The 22,929-nt window shown below is 62.6% G+C and carries 20 protein-coding genes; 17 read left to right on the top strand and 3 right to left on the bottom strand.

Features of this window, described 5'->3' with window-relative positions:
• Positions 1–211 precede the first annotated feature (211 nt).
• From AO356_RS06285 to AO356_RS06215, 15 genes are all read left to right on the top strand, one after another.
• Positions 212–1,834, top strand: a complete 1,623-nt coding sequence (locus AO356_RS06285; RefSeq protein ID WP_060739036.1) for a methyl-accepting chemotaxis protein — start codon at positions 212–214, stop codon at positions 1,832–1,834.
• Positions 1,834–2,370 carry a chemotaxis protein CheW gene (locus AO356_RS06280; protein WP_060739035.1) on the top strand — a complete coding sequence of 179 codons (537 nt, stop codon included), beginning with the start codon at positions 1,834–1,836 and terminating at the stop codon, positions 2,368–2,370. Before AO356_RS06285 ends, AO356_RS06280 begins: the two co-directional genes overlap by 1 nt.
• Complete coding sequence (locus AO356_RS06275; RefSeq protein ID WP_060739034.1) at positions 2,367–3,632, top strand: CheR family methyltransferase; 1,266 nt, start codon at positions 2,367–2,369, stop codon at positions 3,630–3,632. Before AO356_RS06280 ends, AO356_RS06275 begins: the two co-directional genes overlap by 4 nt.
• Complete coding sequence (locus AO356_RS06270) at positions 3,629–4,297, top strand: chemotaxis protein CheW (RefSeq protein ID WP_060739033.1); 669 nt, start codon at positions 3,629–3,631, stop codon at positions 4,295–4,297. The genes AO356_RS06275 and AO356_RS06270 overlap by 4 nt, the downstream gene beginning before the upstream one ends.
• The gene (locus tag AO356_RS06265) at positions 4,294–6,558 is read left to right on the top strand and encodes a hybrid sensor histidine kinase/response regulator (protein ID WP_060739032.1); all 2,265 of its coding nucleotides are present in this window, start codon (positions 4,294–4,296) and stop codon (positions 6,556–6,558) included. Before AO356_RS06270 ends, AO356_RS06265 begins: the two co-directional genes overlap by 4 nt.
• Entirely contained in the window at positions 6,555–7,565 is a 1,011-nt protein-coding gene (locus AO356_RS06260; protein ID WP_060739031.1) for a chemotaxis response regulator protein-glutamate methylesterase, read from the top strand. The genes AO356_RS06265 and AO356_RS06260 overlap by 4 nt, the downstream gene beginning before the upstream one ends.
• Before the next feature lie 48 nt (positions 7,566–7,613).
• A complete protein-coding gene (locus AO356_RS06255) occupies positions 7,614–8,615 on the top strand; it encodes a response regulator (protein ID WP_060743078.1) in 1,002 nt (333 codons plus the stop codon).
• Between the two features lie 258 nt (positions 8,616–8,873).
• Positions 8,874–9,969 (top strand): peptide chain release factor 2 gene (prfB, locus tag AO356_RS06250; protein WP_095963568.1). Its coding sequence is split into 2 segments (ribosomal slippage): positions 8,874–8,945 and positions 8,947–9,969, totalling 1,095 coding nucleotides; the frame shifts between segments, so codons are not numbered across the junction.
• A gap of 108 nt (positions 9,970–10,077) precedes the next feature.
• Positions 10,078–11,580 (top strand): lysine--tRNA ligase, encoded by a 1,503-nt coding sequence (lysS, locus tag AO356_RS06245; RefSeq protein WP_060739030.1) that lies wholly within the window; start codon positions 10,078–10,080, stop codon positions 11,578–11,580.
• A 101-nt stretch (positions 11,581–11,681) separates the two neighbouring features.
• Positions 11,682–12,398, top strand: a complete 717-nt coding sequence (locus AO356_RS06240; protein WP_053118752.1) for a TetR/AcrR family transcriptional regulator — start codon at positions 11,682–11,684, stop codon at positions 12,396–12,398.
• 151 nt (positions 12,399–12,549) lie between these two features.
• A complete protein-coding gene (locus AO356_RS06235) occupies positions 12,550–13,104 on the top strand; it encodes a hypothetical protein (protein WP_060739029.1) in 555 nt (184 codons plus the stop codon).
• Between the two features lie 36 nt (positions 13,105–13,140).
• Positions 13,141–14,418 (top strand): flavohemoglobin expression-modulating QEGLA motif protein, encoded by a 1,278-nt coding sequence (locus tag AO356_RS06230; protein WP_014336757.1) that lies wholly within the window; start codon positions 13,141–13,143, stop codon positions 14,416–14,418.
• Between the two features lie 148 nt (positions 14,419–14,566).
• Positions 14,567–15,472: an alpha/beta hydrolase gene (locus AO356_RS06225; RefSeq protein ID WP_060739028.1), complete on the top strand. Its 906-nt coding sequence runs from the start codon at positions 14,567–14,569 to the stop codon at positions 15,470–15,472.
• A complete protein-coding gene (locus AO356_RS06220) occupies positions 15,469–15,798 on the top strand; it encodes a hypothetical protein (RefSeq protein WP_030139524.1) in 330 nt (109 codons plus the stop codon). Before AO356_RS06225 ends, AO356_RS06220 begins: the two co-directional genes overlap by 4 nt.
• A gap of 316 nt (positions 15,799–16,114) precedes the next feature.
• Complete coding sequence (locus tag AO356_RS06215; RefSeq protein WP_060739027.1) at positions 16,115–17,056, top strand: IS110 family transposase; 942 nt, start codon at positions 16,115–16,117, stop codon at positions 17,054–17,056.
• A 111-nt stretch (positions 17,057–17,167) separates the two neighbouring features.
• On the opposite strand, the gene AO356_RS06210 is transcribed toward AO356_RS06215, so the two are convergent.
• From AO356_RS06210 to AO356_RS06200, 3 genes are all read right to left on the bottom strand, one after another.
• Positions 17,168–17,956 carry an OmpA family protein gene (locus AO356_RS06210; protein WP_060743077.1) on the bottom strand — a complete coding sequence of 263 codons (789 nt, stop codon included), beginning with the start codon at positions 17,954–17,956 and terminating at the stop codon, positions 17,168–17,170.
• A gap of 51 nt (positions 17,957–18,007) precedes the next feature.
• Positions 18,008–18,421: a DUF4398 domain-containing protein gene (locus AO356_RS06205; RefSeq protein ID WP_003198164.1), complete on the bottom strand. Its 414-nt coding sequence runs from the start codon at positions 18,419–18,421 to the stop codon at positions 18,008–18,010.
• 386 nt (positions 18,422–18,807) lie between these two features.
• Positions 18,808–19,152: a hypothetical protein gene (locus tag AO356_RS06200; protein ID WP_003198166.1), complete on the bottom strand. Its 345-nt coding sequence runs from the start codon at positions 19,150–19,152 to the stop codon at positions 18,808–18,810.
• A gap of 181 nt (positions 19,153–19,333) precedes the next feature.
• Here AO356_RS06200 and ppc point away from each other — a divergent pair, with 181 nt between their 5' ends.
• Complete coding sequence (gene ppc, locus AO356_RS06195) at positions 19,334–21,964, top strand: phosphoenolpyruvate carboxylase (protein WP_060739026.1); 2,631 nt, start codon at positions 19,334–19,336, stop codon at positions 21,962–21,964.
• A gap of 291 nt (positions 21,965–22,255) precedes the next feature.
• Complete coding sequence (gene adk / locus AO356_RS06190) at positions 22,256–22,903, top strand: adenylate kinase (RefSeq protein ID WP_060739025.1); 648 nt, start codon at positions 22,256–22,258, stop codon at positions 22,901–22,903.
• Positions 22,904–22,929: the final 26 nt, after the last annotated feature.

Genomic DNA, 22,929 nt, shown 5'->3' with positions numbered 1-22,929 from the left:
CTATTCCCTGTGGGAGCGAGCTTGCTCGCGATGGCGCCCGGTCAGTCGCAGCATTTTTGACTGATACACCGTTATCGCGAGCAAGCTCGCTCCCACAGGGATGGATTTCATCGCGAACCTCGGCCTGTCAAAAATCCTCCCACGCCGCCATACAGACGCCACGCCGCCCTCGGCTATACTCCCCAGCATTTCAAGTGCCCGAGGTTTTACTGTGAAGAATTGGACATTGCGCCAACGCATCCTGGCGAGTTTTGCGGTGATCATCGCCATTATGCTGCTGATGGTGGTTGTCTCGTATTCACGGTTGTTGAAGATCCAGGACAGTGAAGAAAAGGTCCGGACCGATGCGGTGCCAGGGGTGTATTTCAGTTCGATGATCCGCGGTGGCTGGGTCGACAGCTATGTCCTGACCCAACAGATCGTCGGCCTCTCGGGGAACCGGGAAATCACCGCCGAGGACAAGGCCCGCTACCAGGGTTTCGAGCAGCACCTGCGCGAAGAGATACAGAACTACCAGAAGTTGATCCAGAACCCGGCCGACCAAGTCTCTTTTGACGAGTTCGAAGTCAATCACCAGGACTTCAACAAGGCCCTGGCGAAGGTCCTGGACCTGTATCAGCGCAAGGATTACGAAGGGGCGCGACTGGCGCTGAACACAGAGCTGACGACGGCGTGGCTCGACGGCCGCGGGCATTTGAATCAAATCATCGAGCGTAATCGCGAGCTGGCGGAAAGCGCCACCCAGACCATTGGCGACGCGGTGACGGCGGCCAAGGTCGCCATGGGCCTGTCGTTCCTGGTTGCGCTGATCGTCGCCGTACTGTGCGGGTTGTTGTTGATGCGGGCGATCATGGCGCCGATGAACCGCATCGTCGAGATCCTCGCGATCATGCGCAGCGGCGACCTGAGCGGGCGCCTGAACCTGGCGCGCAAAGACGAATTCGGCGCCGTGGAAACCGGCTTCAACGACATGATGGCTGAACTGACCTCGCTGGTGTCCCAGGCCCAGCGCTCTTCCGTGCAGGTCACCACCTCGGTCACCGAGATCGCCGCCACCTCGCGCCAGCAACAGGCCACGGCCACCGAAACCGCCGCCACCACCACCGAGATCGGCGCGACGTCCCGGGAAATCGCCGCCACCTCCCGGGACCTGGTGCGCACCATGACCGAAGTCTCCACCGCCGCCGACCAGGCCTCGGTGGCTGCCGGCTCCGGCCAGCAGGGCCTGGCGCGCATGGAGGAAACCATGCATTCGGTGATGGGCGCCGCCGACCTGGTGAACGCCAAGCTGGCGATCCTCAACGAGAAGGCCGGCAACATCAACCAGGTGGTGGTGACCATCGTCAAAGTGGCCGACCAGACCAACCTGCTGTCCCTCAACGCGGCCATCGAGGCCGAGAAGGCCGGTGAGTACGGGCGCGGTTTCGCCGTGGTGGCCACGGAGGTGCGGCGCCTGGCCGACCAGACCGCCGTGGCGACCTATGACATCGAGCAGATGGTGCGTGAGATCCAGTCCGCGGTGTCGGCCGGTGTGATGGGCATGGACAAGTTCTCCGAAGAAGTGCGCCGGGGCATGGCCGAAGTGCAGCAGATCGGCGAGCAACTGTCGCAGATCATCCATCAGGTCCAGGCCCTGGCCCCGCGGGTGTTGATGGTCAACGAAGGCATGCAGGCCCAGGCCACCGGCGCGGAGCAGATCAACCACGCCTTGGTGCAACTGGGCGATGCCAGCAGCCAGACCGTGGATTCCCTGCGCCAGGCCAGTTCCGCCATCGACGAGCTGAGCCAGGTCGCCGTGGGGCTGCGCAGCGGCGTCTCGCGTTTCAAAGTCTGATGGGCGAAATCGATCCCCGGCGCGGCGCCGCACCGACGGCCCGCCAGTCGTTGTTCCTGGTGTTCTGCATCGGCAACGAACGGTACGCCCTGCAGGCCATCGATGTGGTGGAGGTGCTGCCGCGCTTGCCCCTCAAACCGATTGCCCGGGCGCCGTCCTGGGTGGCGGGGGTGCTTGCCTGGCGCGGCACGATGGTGCCGGTGATCGACCTGTGCGCCCTGACGTTCGGCCAGAATGCCGAGGCCCGGACCAGCACACGATTGGTGCTGGTGCGTTATCGAAGCGACGGGCAACAACCCGGGCACGTGCTGGGATTGATCCTGGAACAGGCGACCGACACCGTGCGTTGTGATCCGGCCGATTTCAAACCCTATGGCCTGGACAATCGGCAGGCGCCGTACCTCGGCCCCGTACGCGAGGATGCCCACGGGTTGCTGCAATGGGTGCGGGTCAATGACCTGCTCGACGAATCCGTTCGGGCGCTGCTGTTTCCTGCGCCGCCGCTGGACCTCGACGACCTCGGGCCAACGCCATGAACGACGATCAACGTTTTTTCGATTTTCTCAAGGAGCGCATTGGCCTCGACGTGACCTCCGTCGGCACCGCGATCATCGAGCGGGCCGTGCGCCAACGGATCAGTGCCGTGCCCGGGCGAACCGCCGATGAATACTGGCAGGCCCTGCAGCATTCGGCCCCGGAGCAGCAGGCGCTGATCGAAGCGGTGATCGTCCCGGAGACCTGGTTCTTCCGCTACCCCGAATCCTTCGCAACCCTCGCCAGGCTGGCCGTCAAGCGCCTGGCCGAGATCAAGCACCTGCGTGCGCTGCGGATCCTCAGCTTGCCGTGCTCCACGGGCGAAGAGCCGTATTCCATCGCCATGGCCTTGCTCGACGCGGGCCTGGGGCCCCATCAGTTCAAGGTCGATGGCCTGGACGTCAGCCCGCTGTCGGTGGCACGGGCCAAGGACGCGCGCTACGGCAAAAACTCCTTCCGTGGCGCCGACCTGGTTTTTCGCGAACGGCATTTCGACGTCGCGGACGAGGGTTACCGCCTCAGCGAACGGGTGCGTGAACAGGTACGCCTGCAGGTGGGCAACCTGCTGGATCCGGCCTTGTTGGTGCACGAGGCACCTTACGATTTTGTGTTCTGTCGCAACTTGCTGATCTATTTCGACCAGCCGACCCAGCAGCAGGTGTTCGAGGTGCTCAAGCGCCTGACCCATCAGGACGGCGTGCTGTTTATCGGCCCCGCCGAGGGCAGCTTGCTGGGACGCCTGGGCATGCGCTCGATCGGGATAGCCCAATCGTTCGCCTTCAGCCGCCACGGGGCTGCGGAGCCTCAACCGTTGCCAGCGTTGATGCCGCCGCCGTTGCCGGTTCGTCAGCCGCCGCCCCGGGTCGTTGCGCCGGTGATTCGGCCGCGGCCGTTTGCCGCGAACGTCACGCCGATTGCCCCACCCAAGAGCAGCGACGCCGCGACCTTGCTGGCCAATATCGCCGCCCTGGCCAACGGTGGCAAAAGCGCCGAGGCCCGTGCGGCGTGCGAAGAGTATTTGCGCAGCCATGCGCCGAACGCCCAGGTGTTCTATTGGCTGGGCCTGCTCAGCGACATGGCCGGCAGTGCACTTGAAGCCCAGGGTTTTTATCGCAAGGCGCTTTATCTTGAACCGCAACACGCCGAGGCCCTGGTGCATCTGGCGGCGCTGCTGGCTTCCCAGGGAGACGCGGCCGGAGCCCGTCGATTGCAGGAACGCGCCGCCCGTAGCGGGCGCACGGTAGACAGTGAGCACAAACGATGAGCGGTTCGGCTTCTTACAACGTCACCCATGACGATGCCCAGGCAATCGATGATTGCTGGAATCGCATCGGGGTGCATGGCGATAAATCCTGTCCACTGTTGGTCGAGCATATCCACTGCCGCAATTGCTCGGTGTATTCGGCGGCCGCCACCCGGCTGCTCGACCGTTACACCTTGCCGCAGGATCAACGGGACTTGTCCCTGGCCCCGGTGGACAACGAGGTGGTCACGCGCTCGCTGCTGATGTTCCGCCTCGGCGAGGAATGGCTGGGCCTGACGACGCGCAGCCTGGTGGAAGTGGCACCGTTGCAGCCGATCCACTCGTTGCCCCACCAACGCTCACGGGCCTTGCTGGGGGTGGCGAATGTGCGCGGGGCACTGGTGGCCTGCCTGTCGCTGGTGGAGCTGTTGGACCTGGAGCCCGGCGCGGCGGTTACCGGTACACGGGTCATGCCGCGCATGTTGATTGTCGCGGCCAAGGGTGGGCCGGTGGTGGTGCCGGTGGATGAGGTGGACGGCATCCACGCCATCGATGAACGCATCCTGGCGAGCGCTTCGCCATCGGCGGGCAAATACACCCGTGGCGTGTTGCCCTACAAAGGCCGCAGCCTGCGCTGGCTGGATGAAGAACAGCTGCTGTCCGCCGTGGCCCGGAGTCTGTCATGACTCCTGACCAGATGCGCGACGCCTCATTGCTGGAACTGTTCAGCCTGGAAGCCGAAGCCCAGGTCCAGGTGCTGAGCACCGGCTTGCTGGCGCTGGAGCGCGATCCGACCCAGGCCGAATACCTCGAGTCGTGCATGCGTGCGGCGCATTCCCTCAAGGGCGCGGCACGGATCGTCGGGGTGAACGCTGGCGTCAGCGTGGCCCACGTCATGGAGGATTGCCTGGTCGGTGCCCAGGAGCGGCGCCTGGTGCTGGGGGCCGAGCACATCGACGCCTTGCTGCAAGGCACCGACCTGCTGACGCGCATCGCCACGCCGGGCAACAACGTCGGCGCCCCGGATATCGATGCCTATGTGGCGTTGATGGGGCGATTGCTCGACCCCAACGCTGCACAACTGCCAGCGCCGGTACCGACAAGCATCGAGGTGCCTGTCGACCCCATCGGTGTCGAGCTGCTCGTTCCGGAACCGTTCGCGACAGCGGAGCCGGCTTCGAAGAATAAACGGGTCACCGAAGGCGGCGAGCGGGTCTTGCGGGTCACGGCCGAACGTCTCAACAGCTTGCTCGACCTGTCGAGCAAGTCTTTGGTCGAGACCCAGCGCCTCAAGCCCTGGCTGGCGACGCTGCAACGGCTCAAGCGCCAGCAAGGCACTGGCTTGCGCGCCCTTGAAGAGTTGAACGTACACCTCAAGGACCATGCCCTGAGCCTGCAGGCCCAGGAAGCCCTTGGCGATGCCCGCCGCTTGCTCGCCGAGACCCAGCAGTTGCTGGCGCAGAAAGCCGCCGAGCTGGATGAATTCGCCTGGCAGGCCAGTCAACGGGCGCAGGTGCTGTACGACACGGCGCTGGCCTGTCGCATGCGGCCGTTCGCCGATGTGCTTTCGGGGCAGGTGCGTATGGTCCGTGACCTGGGCCGCAGCCTGGGCAAACAGGTACGCCTGGAGATCGAAGGCGAGAAAACCCAGGTCGATCGCGATGTGCTGGAAAAGCTCGAAGCGCCACTGACCCACTTGCTGCGCAACGCCGTGGACCACGGCATCGAAGCACCGGAGCAACGGATACTGGCCGGCAAGCCCGCCGAAGGCCTGATCCGCCTGCGCGCCTCTCATCAGGCTGGCCTGCTGGTCTTGGAGTTGGTGGACGACGGCGCCGGGGTGGACCTGGAGCGGGTGCGCCGCAGCATCGTCGAGCGCGGTCTTTCCCCTGAGCAAACCGCCGCCAGCCTGAGCGAAGAGGAACTGCTGACCTTCCTGTTCCTGCCCGGTTTCAGCCTGCGCGACAAAGTCACCGAAGTATCCGGGCGCGGCGTCGGCCTGGACGCCGTCCAGCACATGGTCCGGCAGTTGCGCGGGGCGGTGGTGCTGGAGCAGACGGCGGGGGAGGGCAGTCGTTTCCATCTCGAGGTGCCGCTGACGCTGTCGGTGGTGCGCAGCCTGGTGGTGGAAGTCGGCAGTGAGGCGTACGCCTTTCCCCTGGCTCACATTGAACGCATGTGCGACCTGGCGCCGGAAGACATCGTCCAGGTCGAAGGGCGTCAGCATTTCTGGCACGAAGGCCGGCATATCGGCTTGGTCGCCGCCAGCCAGTTGCTCGATCGCCCGTCGACGCAGAACGGCGGCCAGACCCTCAAGGTTGTGGTGATCCGCGAGCGCGAGACGATCTACGGGGTGGCGGTGGAGCGGTTCATCGGCGAGCGAACCCTGGTCGTCCTGCCCCTGGACGAACGCCTGGGCAAGGTCCAGGACATTTCCGCCGGGGCCCTGCTCGACGATGGCTCGGTGGTGTTGATTATCGATGTCGAAGACCTGCTGCGCTCGGTGGAAAAGTTGCTCGATACCGGGCGCCTGGAGCGCATCGCCCGGCAGAACCAGGCCCAGGCCCCGCGCAAGCGAATCCTGGTGGTGGACGATTCCCTGACCGTGCGCGAGCTGCAACGCAAGTTGCTGCTCAATCGCGGCTATGACGTGGCGGTGGCGGTGGATGGCATGGATGGCTGGAATGCATTGCGCTCAGAGGATTTCGACTTGTTGATCACCGATATCGACATGCCGCGCATGGACGGTATCGAACTGGTGTCGCTGTTGCGGCGCGACAACCGCTTGCAGTCGCTGCCGGTGATGGTGGTGTCCTACAAGGATCGTGAAGAGGATCGTCGCCGTGGCCTCGACGCCGGCGCCGACTATTATTTGGCCAAGGCGAGCTTCCACGACGACGCCTTGCTCGACGCCGTGGTTGAACTGATCGGAGGGGCGCGCGCTTGAAGATCGCCATCGTCAATGACATGCCCCTGGCGGTCGAGGCCCTGCGTCGCGCCTTGGCGTTCGAGCCGGCGCATCAGCTGGTCTGGGTGGCCGTCAACGGGGCCGAGGCGGTGCAGCGTTGCGCCGAATACACCCCTGACCTGATCCTGATGGACCTGCTCATGCCGATCATGGATGGCGTGGAGGCCACCCGGCGGATCATGGCCGACAGCCCCTGCGCTATCGTGATTGTCACCGGGGACAGCCAGCAGAACGTCCACCGGGTGTTCGAGGCCATGGGCCATGGCGCGCTGGATGTGGTCGATACCCCGGCCCTGGGTGTTGGTAATCCGGCGGACGCGGCTGCGCCGCTGCTGCGCAAGATCGCCAACATCGGCTGGCTGATCGGTGAGCGCAACAGGCATGAACGCCCCGCGCCAGCGGCGCAGCGTACGGCGGTGTCGCGCAAGAGCCTGGTGGCCATCGGGTCATCGGCGGGCGGGCCGGCGGCGCTGGAAGTGCTGCTCAAGGCGTTGCCGCGGGACTTTGCCCCAGCGATCGTGCTGGTCCAACATGTGGACGAGGTGTTCGCCGCGGGCATGGCCGAGTGGCTGGGCAGCGTGTCGGGCCACACGGTGCGCCTGGCCCGGCACGGCGAGACGCCGCAAAGTGGCACGGTGTTGCTGGCCGGGACCAACCATCATCTGCGTTTGTTGAAGGACGGCACACTGGCCTACACCGCCGAGCCGGTGAACGAGATCTACCGGCCCTCCATCGACGTGTTTTTTGAAAGTGTCGCCCAGTACTGGAGCGGTGACGCGGTGGGCGTATTGCTCACCGGCATGGGCCGCGACGGTGCGCAAGGGCTTAAACTCATGCGTCAGCAGGGCTACGTGACCATCGCTCAGGACCAGCGCAGCAGCGCGGTGTATGGCATGCCCAAAGCCGCGGCCGCCATCGATGCCGCCGTCCATATTCTTGCCCTGGACGCCATCGCGCCACGGCTGTTGGAGATTGTGACCCCATGAAGAACCCCGCGAGCCTTGCCCCGGGCCGTACCCAGGTAAGCCACCATGATGAATGACCTGCAGCTCGACGATTTCAAGCGCGATGAGAACGCCGCCATGGTCTTGCTCGTCGACGATCAGGCGATGATCGGCGAAGCGGTGCGGCGCGGGCTGTCGAATGAAAAAAACATCGACTTCCATTTCTGCTCCGACCCCCACCAGGCCATCGCCCAGGCGATTCGTATCAAGCCGACGGTGATTCTCCAGGACCTGGTGATGCCCGGCCTCGACGGCCTGAGCCTGGTGCGCGAGTACCGTAACCATCCCGCCACCCGCGATATTCCGATCATTGTCCTGTCCACCAAGGAGGACCCGCTGGTCAAGAGCGCGGCGTTCGCCGCCGGGGCCAACGACTACCTGGTCAAGTTGCCGGACAACATCGAACTGGTGGCGCGCATCCGCTATCACTCGCGTTCCTACATGATGCTGTTGCAGCGCGACGCGGCCTATCGCGCACTGCGGGTCAGCCAGCAGCAGCTGCTCGACACCAACTTGGTGCTGCAACGGTTGATGAACTCCGACGGCCTGACCGGGCTGTCCAATCGCCGGCATTTCGATGAGTACCTGGAGCTGGAATGGCGCCGGGCGATGCGCGACCAGAGCCAACTGTCGCTGCTGATGATCGACGTGGACTACTTCAAGGCCTACAACGACAACTTCGGTCACCTGGAGGGCGACGAAGCCCTGCGCAAGGTCGCCACGGCGATCCGCGAGGCGTGCAGCCGTCCGTCCGACTTGCCGGCCCGCTACGGCGGCGAGGAGTTCGCCCTGGTGCTGCCCGGCACCTCGCCGGGCGGCGCCCGGTTGATGGCCGAGAAACTGCGCCAGAGCGTCGTCGCCCTGAAAATCCCCCACACCACGCCCGACGGCGGCGAGAACCTGACCATCAGCATTGGCGTCTCGACCGTCACGCCGCAGCAAGGTGGCGATTGCCGGCAATTGATCTCGGCGGCGGACAAGGGGCTGTACCTGGCCAAGCACAATGGGCGTAATCGGGTGGGGGTCGAATAATACAGCTGGGCGAGTTGGCTTTTGTGGTGAGGGATAAGCTTGTGGGAGCAAGGCTTGCCCGCGATGAAGGCACCTTGTTTCCACTTGAAACCGCACCGACTTCATCGCGGGCAAGCCTTGCTCCCACAGCTCACTTGTTACGAGCGATCTGCGCTGAGCAAGCCTCAATCCTCTAAAGCCGCCAGGCGGGCTGCCGCTGGCGCTTGATTACGTTATACTCGCCGGCTTTCAAAAGTTCGCCAACGAGTGCTGCCCGCCATGGAAATCAACCCGATCCTTAACACCATCAAGGACCTGTCCGAGCGCTCCGAAACTATTCGGGGGTATCTTTGACTACGATCAAAAGCATGAGCGCCTGACCGAAGTCAATCGCGAGCTTGAAGATCCGAATGTCTGGAACAACCCTTCGTACGCCCAGGAACTGGGCCGCGAGCGTTCTGCGCTGGCGCAGATCGTCGAGACCCTGGACGAGTTGTCCAGCGGCCTGGCCGATTGCCGCGACCTGCTGGACATGGCTGTCGAAGAGAACGATGAAGGCGCGGTCGGCGATGTCGTCGCCGAGCTGACACGCCTCGACGAGAACCTCGCCAAGCTGGAATTCCGTCGCATGTTCAGCGGCGAGATGGACATGAACAACGCCTACCTGGACATCCAGGCCGGTTCCGGCGGCACCGAGGCCCAGGACTGGGCCAACATCCTGCTGCGCATGTACCTGCGCTGGGCTGACAAGCGCGGTTTCGACGCCACCATCATGGAACTGTCGGCCGGTGAAGTCGCCGGGATCAAGGGCGCCACCGTGCACATCAAGGGCGAATACGCCTTTGGCTGGCTGCGGACCGAGATCGGCGTGCACCGCCTGGTGCGCAAGAGCCCGTTCGACTCCGGCAACCGTCGCCACACCTCGTTCTCGGCCGTGTTCGTTTCGCCGGAAATCGACGACAACATCGAAATCGAGATCAACCCGGCGGACCTGCGCATCGACACCTACCGTTCCTCCGGGGCCGGTGGCCAGCACGTCAACACCACCGACTCGGCGGTACGGATTACCCACGTACCGACCAACACTGTGGTCAGTTGCCAGAACGAGCGTTCCCAGCACGCCAACAAAGACACCGCGATGAAGATGCTGCGGGCCCGCCTGTACGAGCAGGAAGTGCAGAAACGCAACGCGGCGTCCCAGGCGCTGGAAGACACCAAGTCGGACATCGGCTGGGGTCACCAGATCCGTTCGTACGTGCTCGACGCCTCGCGGATCAAGGACCTGCGTACCAGCATCGAACGCAGCGATTGCGACAAGGTGCTCGACGGCGATATCGATGAATACCTGATCGCCAGCCTCAAACAAGGGCTGTAACGCGACACCCATGCGGCGGGCGGGCACGCTTCCATCAAGAAGCGCGGCTCGCTCGCAAACTCCGGCCCGGGCCGGGGGCAACGAACCTGTGATGGAATCCTTAAAGACATGAGCGACCTAGAACTCGACCCGCAAGCCCTGCAACAGGAAGAAAACTCCCTGATCGCCCTGCGCAAGGAAAAGCTTGCTGCCGAGCGCGCCAAGGGCCAGGCCTTCCCCAACGACTTCCGCCGCGACGCCTACTGCGACGTCTTGCAGAAGCAGTATGCGGACAAGACCAAGGAAGAGCTGGCCGAGGCGGCGATTCCAGTCAAGGTGGCCGGTCGTATCATGCTCAATCGTGGTTCGTTCATGGTGATCCAGGACATGACCGGGCGCATCCAGGTCTACGTCAACCGCAAGACCCTGTCGGAAGAAACCCTGGCTGCCGTCAAGACCTGGGACCTGGGCGACATCATTGCCGCCGAAGGCACCCTGGCTCGTTCCGGCAAGGGCGACCTGTACGTCGAGATGACCAGCGTGCGCCTGCTGACCAAGTCCCTGCGCCCGCTCCCGGACAAGCACCACGGCCTGACCGACACCGAGCAGCGCTATCGCCAGCGCTACGTCGACCTGATCGTCAACGAAGACGTGCGCCAGACGTTCCGCGTGCGCTCGCAAGTCATCGCCCACATCCGCAGCTTCCTGATGAAGCGTGACTTCCTGGAAGTCGAGACGCCGATGCTGCAGACCATCCCTGGCGGTGCGGCGGCCAAGCCGTTCGAAACCCACCACAATGCCCTGGACATGGAAATGTTCCTGCGCATCGCGCCGGAGCTGTACCTCAAGCGGCTGGTGGTCGGTGGCTTCGAGAAAGTCTTCGAGATCAACCGCAACTTCCGTAACGAAGGTGTTTCGACCCGGCACAACCCCGAGTTCACCATGCTCGAGTTCTACCAGGCCTACGCCGACTACGAAGACAACATGGACCTGACCGAAGAACTGTTCCGCGAGCTGGCGCAGCTTGTTCTCGGGACTACCGACGTGCCGTACGGCGACAAGGTGTTCCACTTCGGCGAGCCGTTCGTGCGCCTGTCGGTGTTCGACTCGATCCTCAAGTACAACCCTGAGATCACCGCCGCCGACCTGCAGGACATCGACAAGGCCCGCGCCATCGCCAAGAAGGCTGGCGCCAAGGTGCTTGGCTTCGAAGGCCTGGGCAAGCTGCAAGTGATGATTTTCGAAGAACTGGTCGAGCACAAGCTGGAACAGCCGCACTTCATCACCCAGTACCCGTTCGAAGTGTCGCCGCTGGCCCGTCGCAACGACGAGAACCCAAGCGTGACCGACCGTTTCGAACTGTTCATCGGTGGGCGTGAAATCGCCAACGCCTATTCCGAGCTCAACGATGCCGAAGACCAGGCCGAGCGTTTCATGGCCCAGGTGGCCGACAAGGACGCCGGCGACGACGAAGCCATGCACTACGATGCCGACTTCGTGCGTGCCCTGGAGTACGGCATGCCGCCGACCGCCGGCGAAGGCATCGGCATCGATCGCCTGGTGATGTTGTTGACCAACTCACCGTCGATCCGGGATGTGATTCTCTTCCCGCACATGCGGCCTCAAGCGTAAGTGCTTCAACTAAAAAGCCGCCTGGAAGGGCGGCTTTTTATTGCCTGTCTGGTACAAACGTATCAATTGGTTAGTTTTTCAAAGAGCGAGGAAGACCTGTCGTGAATCGTGCAATGGCTTCAGAAGGTGCAGCGGGCGTCGCCACGGCTGTCGCTGAAAGTGTTCAGTACCAGGGCCGCAAGGCCAGCCGACAGGGCAGTGAGCAGCGTCGCCAGGAGATTCTCGATGCGGCCATGCGCATTGTCGTGCGCGATGGCGTGCGTGCGGTGCGTCACCGCGCGGTGGCCGCTGAAGCGGGCGTGCCGCTGTCGGCCACCACGTATTATTTCAAGGACATCGATGACCTGCTCACCGACACCTTCGCTCAGTACGTGGAACGTAGCGCGGCGTTCATGGGCAAGCTGTGGGCCAACAACGAAGGCCTGCTGCGGGAAATGGTCGCCTATGGTGACGGCAGCGCCCAATCGCGCTCGCAACTGGCGGACGACATTGCCCGGATGACCGCTGACTACGTGCGGCATCAGCTGGACAGTCGTCGTGAATACCTGATGGCCGAGCAGGCCTTTCGCCAGGAAGCCCTGCTCAACCCGCGCCTGGCGGAGTTGGTGCGTTCCCACCAGCAGATTTTGTTGCACGGCACGTGTCAGTTTTTCCAGGTATTAGGCTCCCGCGAGCCGCAACAGGATGCCAAAGTGTTGACGGCGATTATCGGACGGATGGAATATCAGGGCTTGCTCAATGGCGCCGAGCCGGTCGCCGATGAAGATATGCTCGGCATCCTGACCCGCTACATGCACCTGGTACTGGCGTCGGTGTAATCCCGACGGGTTCACCACAGCTCTTGTGGCGAGGGAGCTTGCTCCCGCTTGAGCGCGCAGCGCTCACCAAAAAAGGGGGCCGCTGCGCAGCCCAGCGGGAGCAAGCTCCCTCGCCACAAAGGCAAGGCGCCACCTGCCATAGGGAGTTCAAATGAAAGCCTGGCGTGCCGTTGTACTGGCCGTGTCGTTGCTGCTGCTCAGTGGCTGCCTGGTGTCGTTCAAGGCGCCGTTGCCTGACAGCGAGGCCGCGCCCGCGGGCCTGCTCGGCCACTGGACCAGCACCAATGCCTGGGGTGAACCGTTGAACCTGGAACTGACGCAGGTCGGCAAGCACCACTACCAGGCCGTCAGCTACTTCAGGGCCAGGCCCCATGAGCGCGAAGCCATTCCCCTGACCGTCTCCCGTCACGGCAGCCGCTGGTACCTGTCGGCCAAGGTGCCGGCCCGCTATGGCGGCCATTTCCTGATTGCCGGTTTCGAATTGACCGATAAACAGGAACTGGTGGTCTACAACCTGGACCTGGAGCAGATCAACCAGGCCATCGGCCAGAAGCTCCTCAGCGGCCAGCCGAACCAGAGCGAGGAGGGCGAAGGCGTGTTGGTGGACAGCGACATGAACAAGGTTTTCAGCTACCTCGACGACCCGGCCAATTCCGATGTGTTCTCGGAAGCCGTGCGTTACCAGCGACTGGCCAAATCCCAATAATTGCTACAAGCGGACGTTTTTTCACAGGAGTTCCGGGTGGACGATTACCAGCAGACGATACGCACCTTGTCCGATCGCATTGTGCTGGCGCAAACGCCGATTCGCATCCTCGATGCGGTGAAGTGGGACGAGAGCATCCGTAAAGGATTTCTCAAGGCCAAGGGCAAGGAAATGCCCGCGGTGGATCGCGACTATTACCTCAACCGGCCACTGTCCTTCGATTCCAGCAAGGTGAAGCTGGAGTTCCAGAACATCGAGCGCGACATTACCCGACAACTGGGGCAGTTCAACCCGGTTGGCCAGATCATGCGCCGCATGTGCAAGGAATACCGCATGGTGGTGCGCATGCTCGAAGCCCGTGGCACCGAGGATTTCGGGCTGATCTCCCAGGAGCTCTATGGCGCCGCCTCCGATGCCTTCCACGCCGGCGACCCGACCTTGGCCGACCTGGGCCTGATGCTTTCCGATTACCTGAACAACATCGATGGCCGTGGCGACCTCAAGGACGAGCCGAAAGTCCTCAGCGCCAAGGAAGCCGTCAGCCTGTTGCAACACCGTCTCAACCGGGTGTTCGGCGAAGCCGAGGAAACCATCCGGGTGTTCGAGTCCGATGGCATCGTGGCCGACGCGGCGGCGGGCGCGGACTACATCAAGATCCGCACCGATGCGATGTTCAACGAACGCGATGTGCGGGCGCTGGAGGTCCATGAAGGGCTGGTGCACGTCGGCACCACCCTCAACGGCCTGAACCAGCCGATCTGCACCTTCCTGTCCAAGGGCCCGCCCTCGTCCACGGTGACCCAGGAAGGCCTGGCGATCCTGATGGAAATCATCACTTTCGCCTCCTACCCCAGTCGCCTGCGCAAGCTGACCAACCGCACCCGGGCCATTCACATGGTGGAGGAAGGCGCCGATTTCCTGCAGGTCTTCGAGTTCTTCCGCGAGCAGGGTTTTGAAATGGCCGAAAGCTACGGTAACGCCAGCCGGGTGTTCCGTGGCTCGGTGCCGACCGGGCTGCCATTCACCAAAGACTTGTCCTACCTCAAGGGCTTCATCATGGTTTACAACTACATTCAGCTGGCCGTGCGCAAAGGCAAGCTGGAGCAGGTGCCGCTGCTGTTCTGCGGCAAGACCACTCTTGAGGACATGCGCACGTTGCGCCAGTTGGTGGACGAAGGCCTGGTGGTGCCGCCCAAGTACCTGCCCGAGCAGTTCCGCGACATGAACGCCCTGTCGGCCTGGATGTGTTTCTCCAACTTCCTGAACCACCTGAGCCTGGACCGGATCGAAGCGGATTATTCCAATATCCTTTGAACACAATACCTACCCCCTGTGGGAGCGAGCTTGCTCGCGATAGCATCAGGACAGTCAACACAGCCGTGACTGACATACCGCTATCGCGAGCAAGCTCGCTCCCACAAGGGGGTTATGTTTCAACCCTGATCTTGCGAGGTTTCACCGGATGCGAACCCTCGGCATCATGTGCCTGTTGCTGGCCCTGAGCGGTTGCAGCTCACTGCTGTTCTACCCCGAGCACGGCCTGCCGTTTACCCCCGAGCGGGCCAAGCTCGAGTACCGCGACGTCACCCTGACCACCGCTGACGGCCTCAAGCTCCGAGGCTGGTGGCTGCCCGTCAAGCCAGGCGTGGAGGTCAAGGGCACGGTGCTGCATTTGCACGGCAACGGCGGCAACCTGGCCTGGCACCTGGGCGGGAGCTGGTGGTTGCCGGAGCAGGGTTACCAGGTGTTGATGGTCGATTACCGGGGGTACGGCGTGTCCGAAGGCGAGCCGAGCCTGCCGGCGATTTACCAGGACATCGACGCCGCGTTCCAATGGCTCGACCAGTCGCCCGAGGTTCAGGGCAAGCCGCTGGTGCTGCTCGGCCAGAGCCTGGGCGGTGCGCTGGCGGTGCATTACCTGGTGGAACATCCCCAGCGGCAACGGCAGCTCAAGGCCCTGGTGCTCGATGGCGTGCCCGCCAGTTACCGCGACGTCGGGCGGTTTGCCCTGAGCACATCGTGGCTGACCTGGCCGCTCCAGGTGCCGTTGTCGTGGCTGGTGCCGGACGGTGACAGCGCGATCAGTTCCGTGGCGCAATTGAATGGCGTGCCGAAATTGATCTACCACAGCCTGGACGATCCCATCGTGCCTCTTTCCAACGGCATCCGCCTGTATCAAGCTGCGCCGCCACCGCGGGTCCTGCAATTGACCCGCGGCGGCCATGTGCAGACATTCGCCGACCCGACCTGGCGCACCGTGATGCTGCGCTACCTCGACGACCCCCAGCACTTCGACGGCCTGCGCCGCCTGGGCGAAGTCCCGAACTACCCGAAATCCCCCGTTGAATCACCAGAGAACCCGCAATGAGCGAAGAACGTAACGCCATCCCCCTGATCATCACCGGTATCTGCAGCATCCTCGGCACCGTTGCTGTGCTGTGGTACTACGGCTACCTGCACTTCGCCAAGCCCGAGGACGCATTGCTGCTCAACCAGTTCACCATGCTCAAGACCGTGCCGGGAGAGGACTACAAAGTGTCCCTGGAACCGGCCCCTCAGGTCGCCCAATGCATCGACGGTGTACTGGTGTTGTTCGACACCGAGCAGAAAGGCCTGACCGGTGTGCTGATCAACGAGAAGAAGCGCGCGGTGCGCTGCATGGGCCAGGAGACGCCGCAGAAGCTTCAGCCGTAATGCCCTGAATGTCGGTGATCCCTGTGGGAGCGAGCTTGCTCGCGATAGCGGTGGATCAGTCAGCACCTATGTCGACTGGCCTGCCGCCATCGCGAGCAAGCTCGCTTGTATGGTAGGACTTGAAGGGAGGAGGAGGGACAAGGCTCGATTCTGACTGTTAGCCGCAGTACAGACCGTGGGAGATTTCGCCCCTCCTCCTTTCACCCAAGCGCCGATAAAGAATGCATCTGGCCTAAACCGACGATAGGAACAAGCCTGCGCCTCTGGGTGAACCCTTCAAGTGTTCAAACCTTAGCCCGGAGAATTTTCAGTGGCAATGCCGGTTTCTGTCACAAAGCCGATGGTGGGCGTGGATGTCGCCAAGAACGAACTGGTGATCTATCACGCCAAACTTGATGTACTGACAGCGATTCCCAACGACAAAGCGGCCATCAAAAGGTGGTTGAAAGCATTGCCGGGGCCCGTCGCTGTAGCCATTGAGTCGACCAATATCTATCACCTGGAATTCGCTGATCTGGCCTATGAGGCCGGCTGCGAGATCTACATGGTGGGCGGTTATGAACTGCATCATTACCGCGAAGGCGTAAAAATCCGCGCCAAAACTGACGCGCTGGACGCCAAGCTGCTGGCTCGTTACCTGAAAAACGAAGGGCATGAGCTTCACCCCTGGACCCCGCCATCTGCGCTGTATCGCCAGCTCCTGAGCCTTTTCCGCCGTCGCGCAGCCTTGGTTCAGGCTCGAGTGGCCCTGGTACAAAGCTGGGCTAACGAGCCGCTGCTGAAGACCGCTTTCGCCGAACAAATTGCAGCCATGCAGAGGCTTGAGACATTGATCGAGAAAACGATCAAGGATCATCTGAGGGATGCTGGTTTGCTGGGTCAGCTGAACCGTTGCTTGAAGGTTGAGGGCATTGGCTTTCTGACCGGAGCCCGCTTGCTTACGGCATTTCAGCGAGGGGATTTCAGAAACGCAGACGCTTTCATTGCCTTCTTGGGGATGGACTTGCGAGTGTCGAAATCAGGACAAAAAGACGGGCGCCGCAGCTTGAGTAAACGAGGCGACCCGGAAGTTCGTCGGCTGTTACACAATGCCGCCATGTCGGCTAGCCGCACATCTGCCTGGAGAAGCTTCTATGAAAAGCAAAGAGCTCGTGGTTTCACGACCACTCAGGCGTTGGTAATGCTGGCTCGCAAGCTTGCTCGGATCGTATTCGCTCTGCTGAAAGAGCAAAGCGAATACCAACCCAAAGCGGCTTGAGGGCTTCCCCTCAACCATAGAATCTCCCACAGGGGGATACGACCGGCTCAACTCATTAAAAAGCCCCGCCTGATTGAAGTCAGGCGGGGCTTTTTTGTTGCATTCAGCCGATCAGTTGGCGCTCATGGTCGAGCGCGGGGCCACTGGCTGGTTGTCGTTGGAGATGGTCACTTCCACGCGACGGTTCATGGCGCGGCCCGAGACGCTGGTGTTGTCGGCCACCGGGAATTCCTTGCCGTAACCCTGGGTCACGATACGGGCTGGGTCGACGCCCATCTTCACCAGCTCGGTGCGCACGGAGCCCGCGCGGCGTTCCGACAGCGACTGGTTGTAGGAGTCCGAACCGGTGCTGTCGGTGTAGCCCTCGATGATCACCTTGCGGTCCGGGTTTTCCTGGAGGAACTGGGCCAGTTTGTTCACATTGACCAGGCCGCTGGAGCGCAGGTCGGACTTGTTGGTAGCAAACAGTACGTCGCCGAAGGTCACCAGCGTACCGCGTTCGGTCTGCTTGGCGTTCAGGCTGTCCTGCAGTTGCTTGATCTGCGCATTGCGAGCGTCGAGCAGCGCACGGGCACGTTCGTCGCCGGCGTTTTTCAGCTCGGCTTCGGCGTTGCGCAGGGCGATGGTCTGCTTGGCCACTTCGACGCGCTGGTTGGTCAGGTAGGCCAACTGGTCGACCTTGGCCTCGTCTTCCTTGTCCAGGTAGGCCTTGTCGGCCTTGGCCAGGAAGTCTGCCGCGTCTTTGGTCTCCAGGGCCGCCACTTTAGTCGCCGCCGGGTCGGCCTGCAGGCCGTTGTAGTTGGTCCGAGCCTGTTCCAGGTTCGCGTTCGGGTCATGGGAGCAAGCGGCCAGGGCTACGCAGGCAGCGAGCAGGGCGGGCATCATCAAGTGTTTGTGCATCATAGTCTGTCGTCCTTTTATCAATGAGAAGTACGTCGTGGCGTGAACGGTTTACTGAACCTTGTTCATGCCTTCCTGACGCAGTTCCTGAACCCCTTTCTGAGAATCCTTGAGTGCTTGTTCGGCCTTGGCGGCCTGGGCCTTGCGCTCGGCGACGCGGGCATCCCACTCGGCCTGTTCGGCCAGTCGCTTGGCTTCGTCGTACTTCTTGTCATGCATGGCGATTTCGGCTTGCTTCAGTTTGTCCTGGGCCGATTTCATTTCCACAGCGGCGAATTCGGTGCCGCCGGCGCTGACCGCGCTGTTGACCGCCGATTGGGTCACCGCGTACTGCTCGGACGGTGGATTACCGGCGCAACCGGCGAGAATGAAGCTGCTACCGATCGCCAGGGCAGCCAACTTCAAGCCGCGCAGGCCAGTGGATGAGGGTTTGGCAGTGCAGGTATTCATAGGCTTCAACTCCATTGGAAAACTCCTGAGAAAACGACAAATCCATGCTGGGACCGAAACCGTGACGTCTGGTTTGGCGTTGGCGCCAAGGCGCGTTTATTTAAACAACCGTTCCAGTATGGTTACTCGGTGTGACCCGAGGCGTTTTTCAAAAGTTCAGCGAGGATGGCCATTCGCCAAAAGAATTACTGACTGATCGGTCAGTGACAGAAAAGCTGAACTTTCAAGGCGCGCAGCGGTATTCCCGGCGTAGGGAGACATGCGTTTTTGGGGAGGGCGCGCGCGTAGGCGCTGCCGAGCGAAGCAAGGCTGCGATCTTTCCCCTGCCGCTTGAGTCTCAAGCGAAAGATCAAAAGCTCGCAGCCTTCGGCAGCTCCTACAAGATTTGGGCTGTAGGGAAATCAGTGTTTGGATTTGTCGTTCTGCGAGGAAAGTTCGTGCAGATGCCGACGGGACAACGCGAGGAATCGCGGGGTCGGGCCCACATCTTCGTACAGCGGGTCACCTTCTTCGTCGGTGGCCACGACTTGCGAACCCTTGATATAGGGGAAGCTGGCTTCCAGCTCTTCCAGCGCTGCCCCGATCAGCTCGCCCAGCAGCTCCTCGGGCTGGCGCTTGGGGTACATATCGCAGATCGCTGCCAGGCGCGCGGCGGCTTCCACGTCCAGATGGATCGTGTAGCCGGTCTGGGTCAGGCGACCCTTGGCGTTTTCTTCCCAATGCTGGGCAAGCTCACGAATTTTCATGATGACCTCAATCAGCCTGCTCGTGGCAGGCGCGGTGAGTGACAAGCCGTTGTGTGGCTTACTCATGAGACTAGCTTTGTTGGACAAGGTTTAAAGTCCCTTCGTCGCTTGTCATAAGCGACGGGCATCGGCACTCTTCTAAGCCAAGAGCTGTCCGGACTTTTTTGCTGGAGAAATGCTGATGACCGATATCGATGCCCGCTTGCGCGAGGATGTCCACCTGCTCGGCGAACTGCTGGGCAATACCATCCGCGAACAGTACGGGGACACGTTTCTCGACAAGATCGAGCAGATCCGCAAGGGGGCCAAGGCTGACCGACGCGGCTCCGTGGACGCCGAACTCAGCGCCAGCCTCAACCAACTGAGCGAGGACGAATTGCTGCCGGTGGCGCGAGCGTTCAACCAGTTTCTCAACCTCGCCAACATTGCCGAACAGTACCAACTGATCCACCGTCGCGACGAGTCGCAACCGGCGCCCTTCGAGGCACGGGTCCTGCCCGAGCTGCTCGCCCGGTTGCGGGCCGAGGGCCATGGCGCCGAGGCCCTGGCCCGGCAGTTGGGGCGCCTGGAGATCGAACTGGTCCTCACGGCCCACCCCACGGAAGTGGCTCGCCGTACGCTGATCCAGAAATACGACGCCATCGCCGCGCAATTGGCCGGCCAGGATCACCGCGACCTGACCAGCGCCGAGCGCGCGCAGATTCACGAACGGCTGCAACGCTTGATCGCCGAAGCCTGGCACACCGAAGAGATCCGCCGCACCCGGCCGACCCCGGTGGACGAAGCCAAGTGGGGGTTCGCGGTGATCGAGCATTCGCTGTGGCAGGCCATCCCCAATTACCTGCGCAAGGCCGATCAGGCCCTGCATGCCGCCACCGGCTTGCGTCTGCCGCTGGAGGCCGCGCCGATCCGTTTTGCCTCGTGGATGGGCGGCGACCGTGACGGCAACCCGAATGTCACTGCCGCCGTGACCCGCGAGGTGCTGTTGCTGGCGCGGTGGATGGCGGCGGACCTGTACCTGCGTGACGTCGACCAACTGGCGGCCGAGCTGTCCATGCAAAACGCCAGTGAGGCCTTGCGTGCCCAGGCCGGCGACAGCGCCGAACCGTATCGCGCCGTGCTCAAGCAACTGCGTGAACGCCTGCGCGCCACCCGCAACTGGGCCCACGCCTCCTTGAGTGCCGCCACGCCACCCAGCGCCGAGGTGTTGCAGCACAACCGCGAACTGTTGGACCCCTTGGAGCTGTGCTACCACTCCCTGCACGAGTGCGGCATGGGCGTGATTGCCGACGGGCCGTTGCTCGATTGCCTGCGCCGGGCGGTGACCTTCGGCTTGTTCCTGGTGCGCCTCGATGTGCGCCAGGACTCGACGCGTCATAGCGCTGCCATGACGGAAATAACCGACTACTTGGGCCTGGGCCGCTATGAGGATTGGAACGAGGAGCAGCGCATCAGCTTCCTGCTCGAGGAGCTGAACAACCGGCGCCCGCTGTTGCCGGCCCATTTCAAGCCCTCGGCCGACACCGCGGAAGTGTTGGCGACGTGCCGTGAAGTGGCGGCGGCGCCGGCGGCGTCCCTGGGTTCCTATGTGATCTCCATGGCTGGTGCGGCTTCCGATGTCCTCGCCGTGCAGTTGTTGTTGAAGGACGCCGGCGTGTTGCGGCCGATGCGCGTGGTGCCGCTGTTCGAAACCCTGGCCGACCTGGACAACGCCGGGCCGGTGATCGAGCGGTTGTTGTTGCTGCCCGGCTATCGCTCACGACTGCAAGGCCCCCAGGAAGTGATGATCGGCTATTCCGACTCGGCCAAGGATGCCGGAACCACGGCGGCGGCCTGGGCACAGTATCGGGCCCAGGAGCGGCTGGTGGACATCTGCCGCGAGCAGCAAGTCGAACTGCTGTTGTTCCACGGGCGTGGCGGCACCGTGGGCCGTGGTGGCGGTCCGGCGCACGCGGCGATCCTGTCCCAGCCACCCGGTTCGGTGGCCGGGCGTTTCCGCACCACCGAACAAGGCGAAATGATTCGTTTCAAATTCGGCCTACCGGACATCGCCGAACAGAACCTCAATCTTTACCTCGCCGCGGTGCTTGAAGCGACGTTGCTGCCACCGCCGCCACCCACGCCGCAGTGGCGGAACTTGATGGACGAACTGGCGGCCGACGGCGTGAGTGCCTACCGCGCCGTGGTGCGGGAGAACCCACAATTCGTCGAGTACTTCCGCCAGTCCACCCCCGAGCAGGAACTCGGGCGCCTGCCCCTGGGCAGCCGTCCGGCCAAGCGTCGGGCCGGCGGCATCGAAAGCCTGCGGGCGATCCCGTGGATCTTCGGCTGGACCCAGACCCGCCTGATGCTGCCGGCCTGGCTCGGCTGGGAAACCGCGCTGAGCAAGGCCCTGGAGCGCGGCGAAGGTGAGTTGCTGGGGCAGATGCGCGAGCAATGGCCATTCTTCCGGACCCGCATCGATATGCTGGAGATGGTGCTGGCCAAGGCCGACGCCGATATCGCGCGCTCTTACGACGAGCGTTTGGTGGAACCTGGGCTGCTGCCTTTGGGTGCGCATTTACGCGACCTATTGTCGCAGGCTTGCTCGGTGGTCCTTGGATTGACCGGTCAGTCGCAGCTACTGGCACATAGCCCAGCCACGCTGGAATTCATTCGCCTGCGCAACACCTACCTCGACCCGTTGCACCTGTTGCAGGCCGAGCTGTTGGCGCGCTCGCGGCAGCAGGATGTGGCCCAGGGCAGCCCCGTGGAACAGGCGTTGCTGGTGTCTGTGGCGGGAATTGCCGCCGGTTTGCGCAATACCGGCTAACATCAGGCAGCGCACCGAAACGGCTCGTCCGGCGTTCCCGGGCGCTGTCCGCCAGGGGAGGGCGCAGGTCGAGCAGGCGACAGTTTGTTGTTCGGTTGCGACGCTCGCCACCCCCTCCGAAGGTCGTATCGGGCGCGGGTTACTCCGACTTTCGGCGGCTTGTGTGGGTCGGGCCTGCTGTGTATCTTGATCAGCCTTTGGCCGTTTGGGCGGTCACGATCCTGTTTTTCGAAGATTGGCCCCACGAGGCGAATCCGAGCGTTTTACATAAAAAAATTGAGGAGCACATCGATGCGCGTCATTCTGCTGGGAGCTCCCGGGGCCGGTAAAGGTACTCAGGCAAAGTTCATCACCGAAAAATTCGGTATCCCGCAAATCTCCACTGGCGACATGCTGCGCGCCGCGGTCAAGGCGGGCACTCCACTGGGCGTTCAAGCCAAGAGCATCATGGATGCCGGCGGCCTGGTGTCGGATGACCTGATCATCGCCCTGGTCAAGGATCGCATCGCTCAATCCGACTGCGCCAATGGCTTCCTGTTCGATGGCTTCCCGCGCACCATTCCCCAGGCTGAAGCCCTGGTGACGGCTGGTGTCGAGCTGGATGCGGTGGTTGAAATTGCCGTCGAAGACGAGGAAATCGTCCAGCGCATTGCCGGTCGACGCGTTCATGAGCCTTCCGGTCGCGTTTACCACACCGTCTACAATCCGCCGAAAACCGAAGGCAAGGACGATGTGACGGGTGAAGACCTGGTGCAGCGCAAGGACGACACCGAAGAAACCGTGCGTCATCGCCTGTCGGTCTACCATTCCCAGACCAAGCCGCTGGTGGATTTCTACCAGAAACTGTCGGCTGCCAATGGCAAGCCGAAGTACAGCCACATCGAAGGTGTCGGTTCGGTTGAAGCGATCACGGCCAAGGTGCTTGCAGCCTTGAGCTGAAAAGTCTGATCAGCTGCATCAACTAC

The organism is Pseudomonas fluorescens, assembly GCF_001307275.1.
Lineage (GTDB): Bacteria > Pseudomonadota > Gammaproteobacteria > Pseudomonadales > Pseudomonadaceae > Aquipseudomonas > Aquipseudomonas fluorescens_AA.
Note: the sequence above shows the minus strand (reverse complement) of the source record. Positions and strands in the feature narration are given on the sequence as shown.

Excerpts from the sequence above, each read along its gene's own strand:
- ppc (WP_060739026.1), top strand. The coding sequence starts at position 19,334 with ATGACCGATATCGATGCCCGCTTGCGCGAGGATGTCCACCTGCTCGGC.
- AO356_RS06235 (WP_060739029.1), top strand. The coding sequence starts at position 12,550 with ATGAAAGCCTGGCGTGCCGTTGTACTGGCCGTGTCGTTGCTGCTGCTC.
- AO356_RS06210 (WP_060743077.1), bottom strand. The coding sequence starts at position 17,956 with ATGCACAAACACTTGATGATGCCCGCCCTGCTCGCTGCCTGCGTAGCC.
- lysS (WP_060739030.1), top strand. The coding sequence starts at position 10,078 with ATGAGCGACCTAGAACTCGACCCGCAAGCCCTGCAACAGGAAGAAAAC.
- AO356_RS06205 (WP_003198164.1), bottom strand. The coding sequence starts at position 18,421 with ATGGAGTTGAAGCCTATGAATACCTGCACTGCCAAACCCTCATCCACT.
- adk (WP_060739025.1), top strand. The coding sequence starts at position 22,256 with ATGCGCGTCATTCTGCTGGGAGCTCCCGGGGCCGGTAAAGGTACTCAG.
- AO356_RS06275 (WP_060739034.1), top strand. The coding sequence starts at position 2,367 with ATGAACGACGATCAACGTTTTTTCGATTTTCTCAAGGAGCGCATTGGC.
- AO356_RS06255 (WP_060743078.1), top strand. The coding sequence starts at position 7,614 with ATGAATGACCTGCAGCTCGACGATTTCAAGCGCGATGAGAACGCCGCC.
- AO356_RS06220 (WP_030139524.1), top strand. The coding sequence starts at position 15,469 with ATGAGCGAAGAACGTAACGCCATCCCCCTGATCATCACCGGTATCTGC.
- AO356_RS06215 (WP_060739027.1), top strand. The coding sequence starts at position 16,115 with ATGCCGGTTTCTGTCACAAAGCCGATGGTGGGCGTGGATGTCGCCAAG.
- AO356_RS06200 (WP_003198166.1), bottom strand. The coding sequence starts at position 19,152 with ATGAAAATTCGTGAGCTTGCCCAGCATTGGGAAGAAAACGCCAAGGGT.
- AO356_RS06270 (WP_060739033.1), top strand. The coding sequence starts at position 3,629 with ATGAGCGGTTCGGCTTCTTACAACGTCACCCATGACGATGCCCAGGCA.
- AO356_RS06280 (WP_060739035.1), top strand. The coding sequence starts at position 1,834 with ATGGGCGAAATCGATCCCCGGCGCGGCGCCGCACCGACGGCCCGCCAG.
- AO356_RS06265 (WP_060739032.1), top strand. The coding sequence starts at position 4,294 with ATGACTCCTGACCAGATGCGCGACGCCTCATTGCTGGAACTGTTCAGC.
- AO356_RS06225 (WP_060739028.1), top strand. The coding sequence starts at position 14,567 with ATGCGAACCCTCGGCATCATGTGCCTGTTGCTGGCCCTGAGCGGTTGC.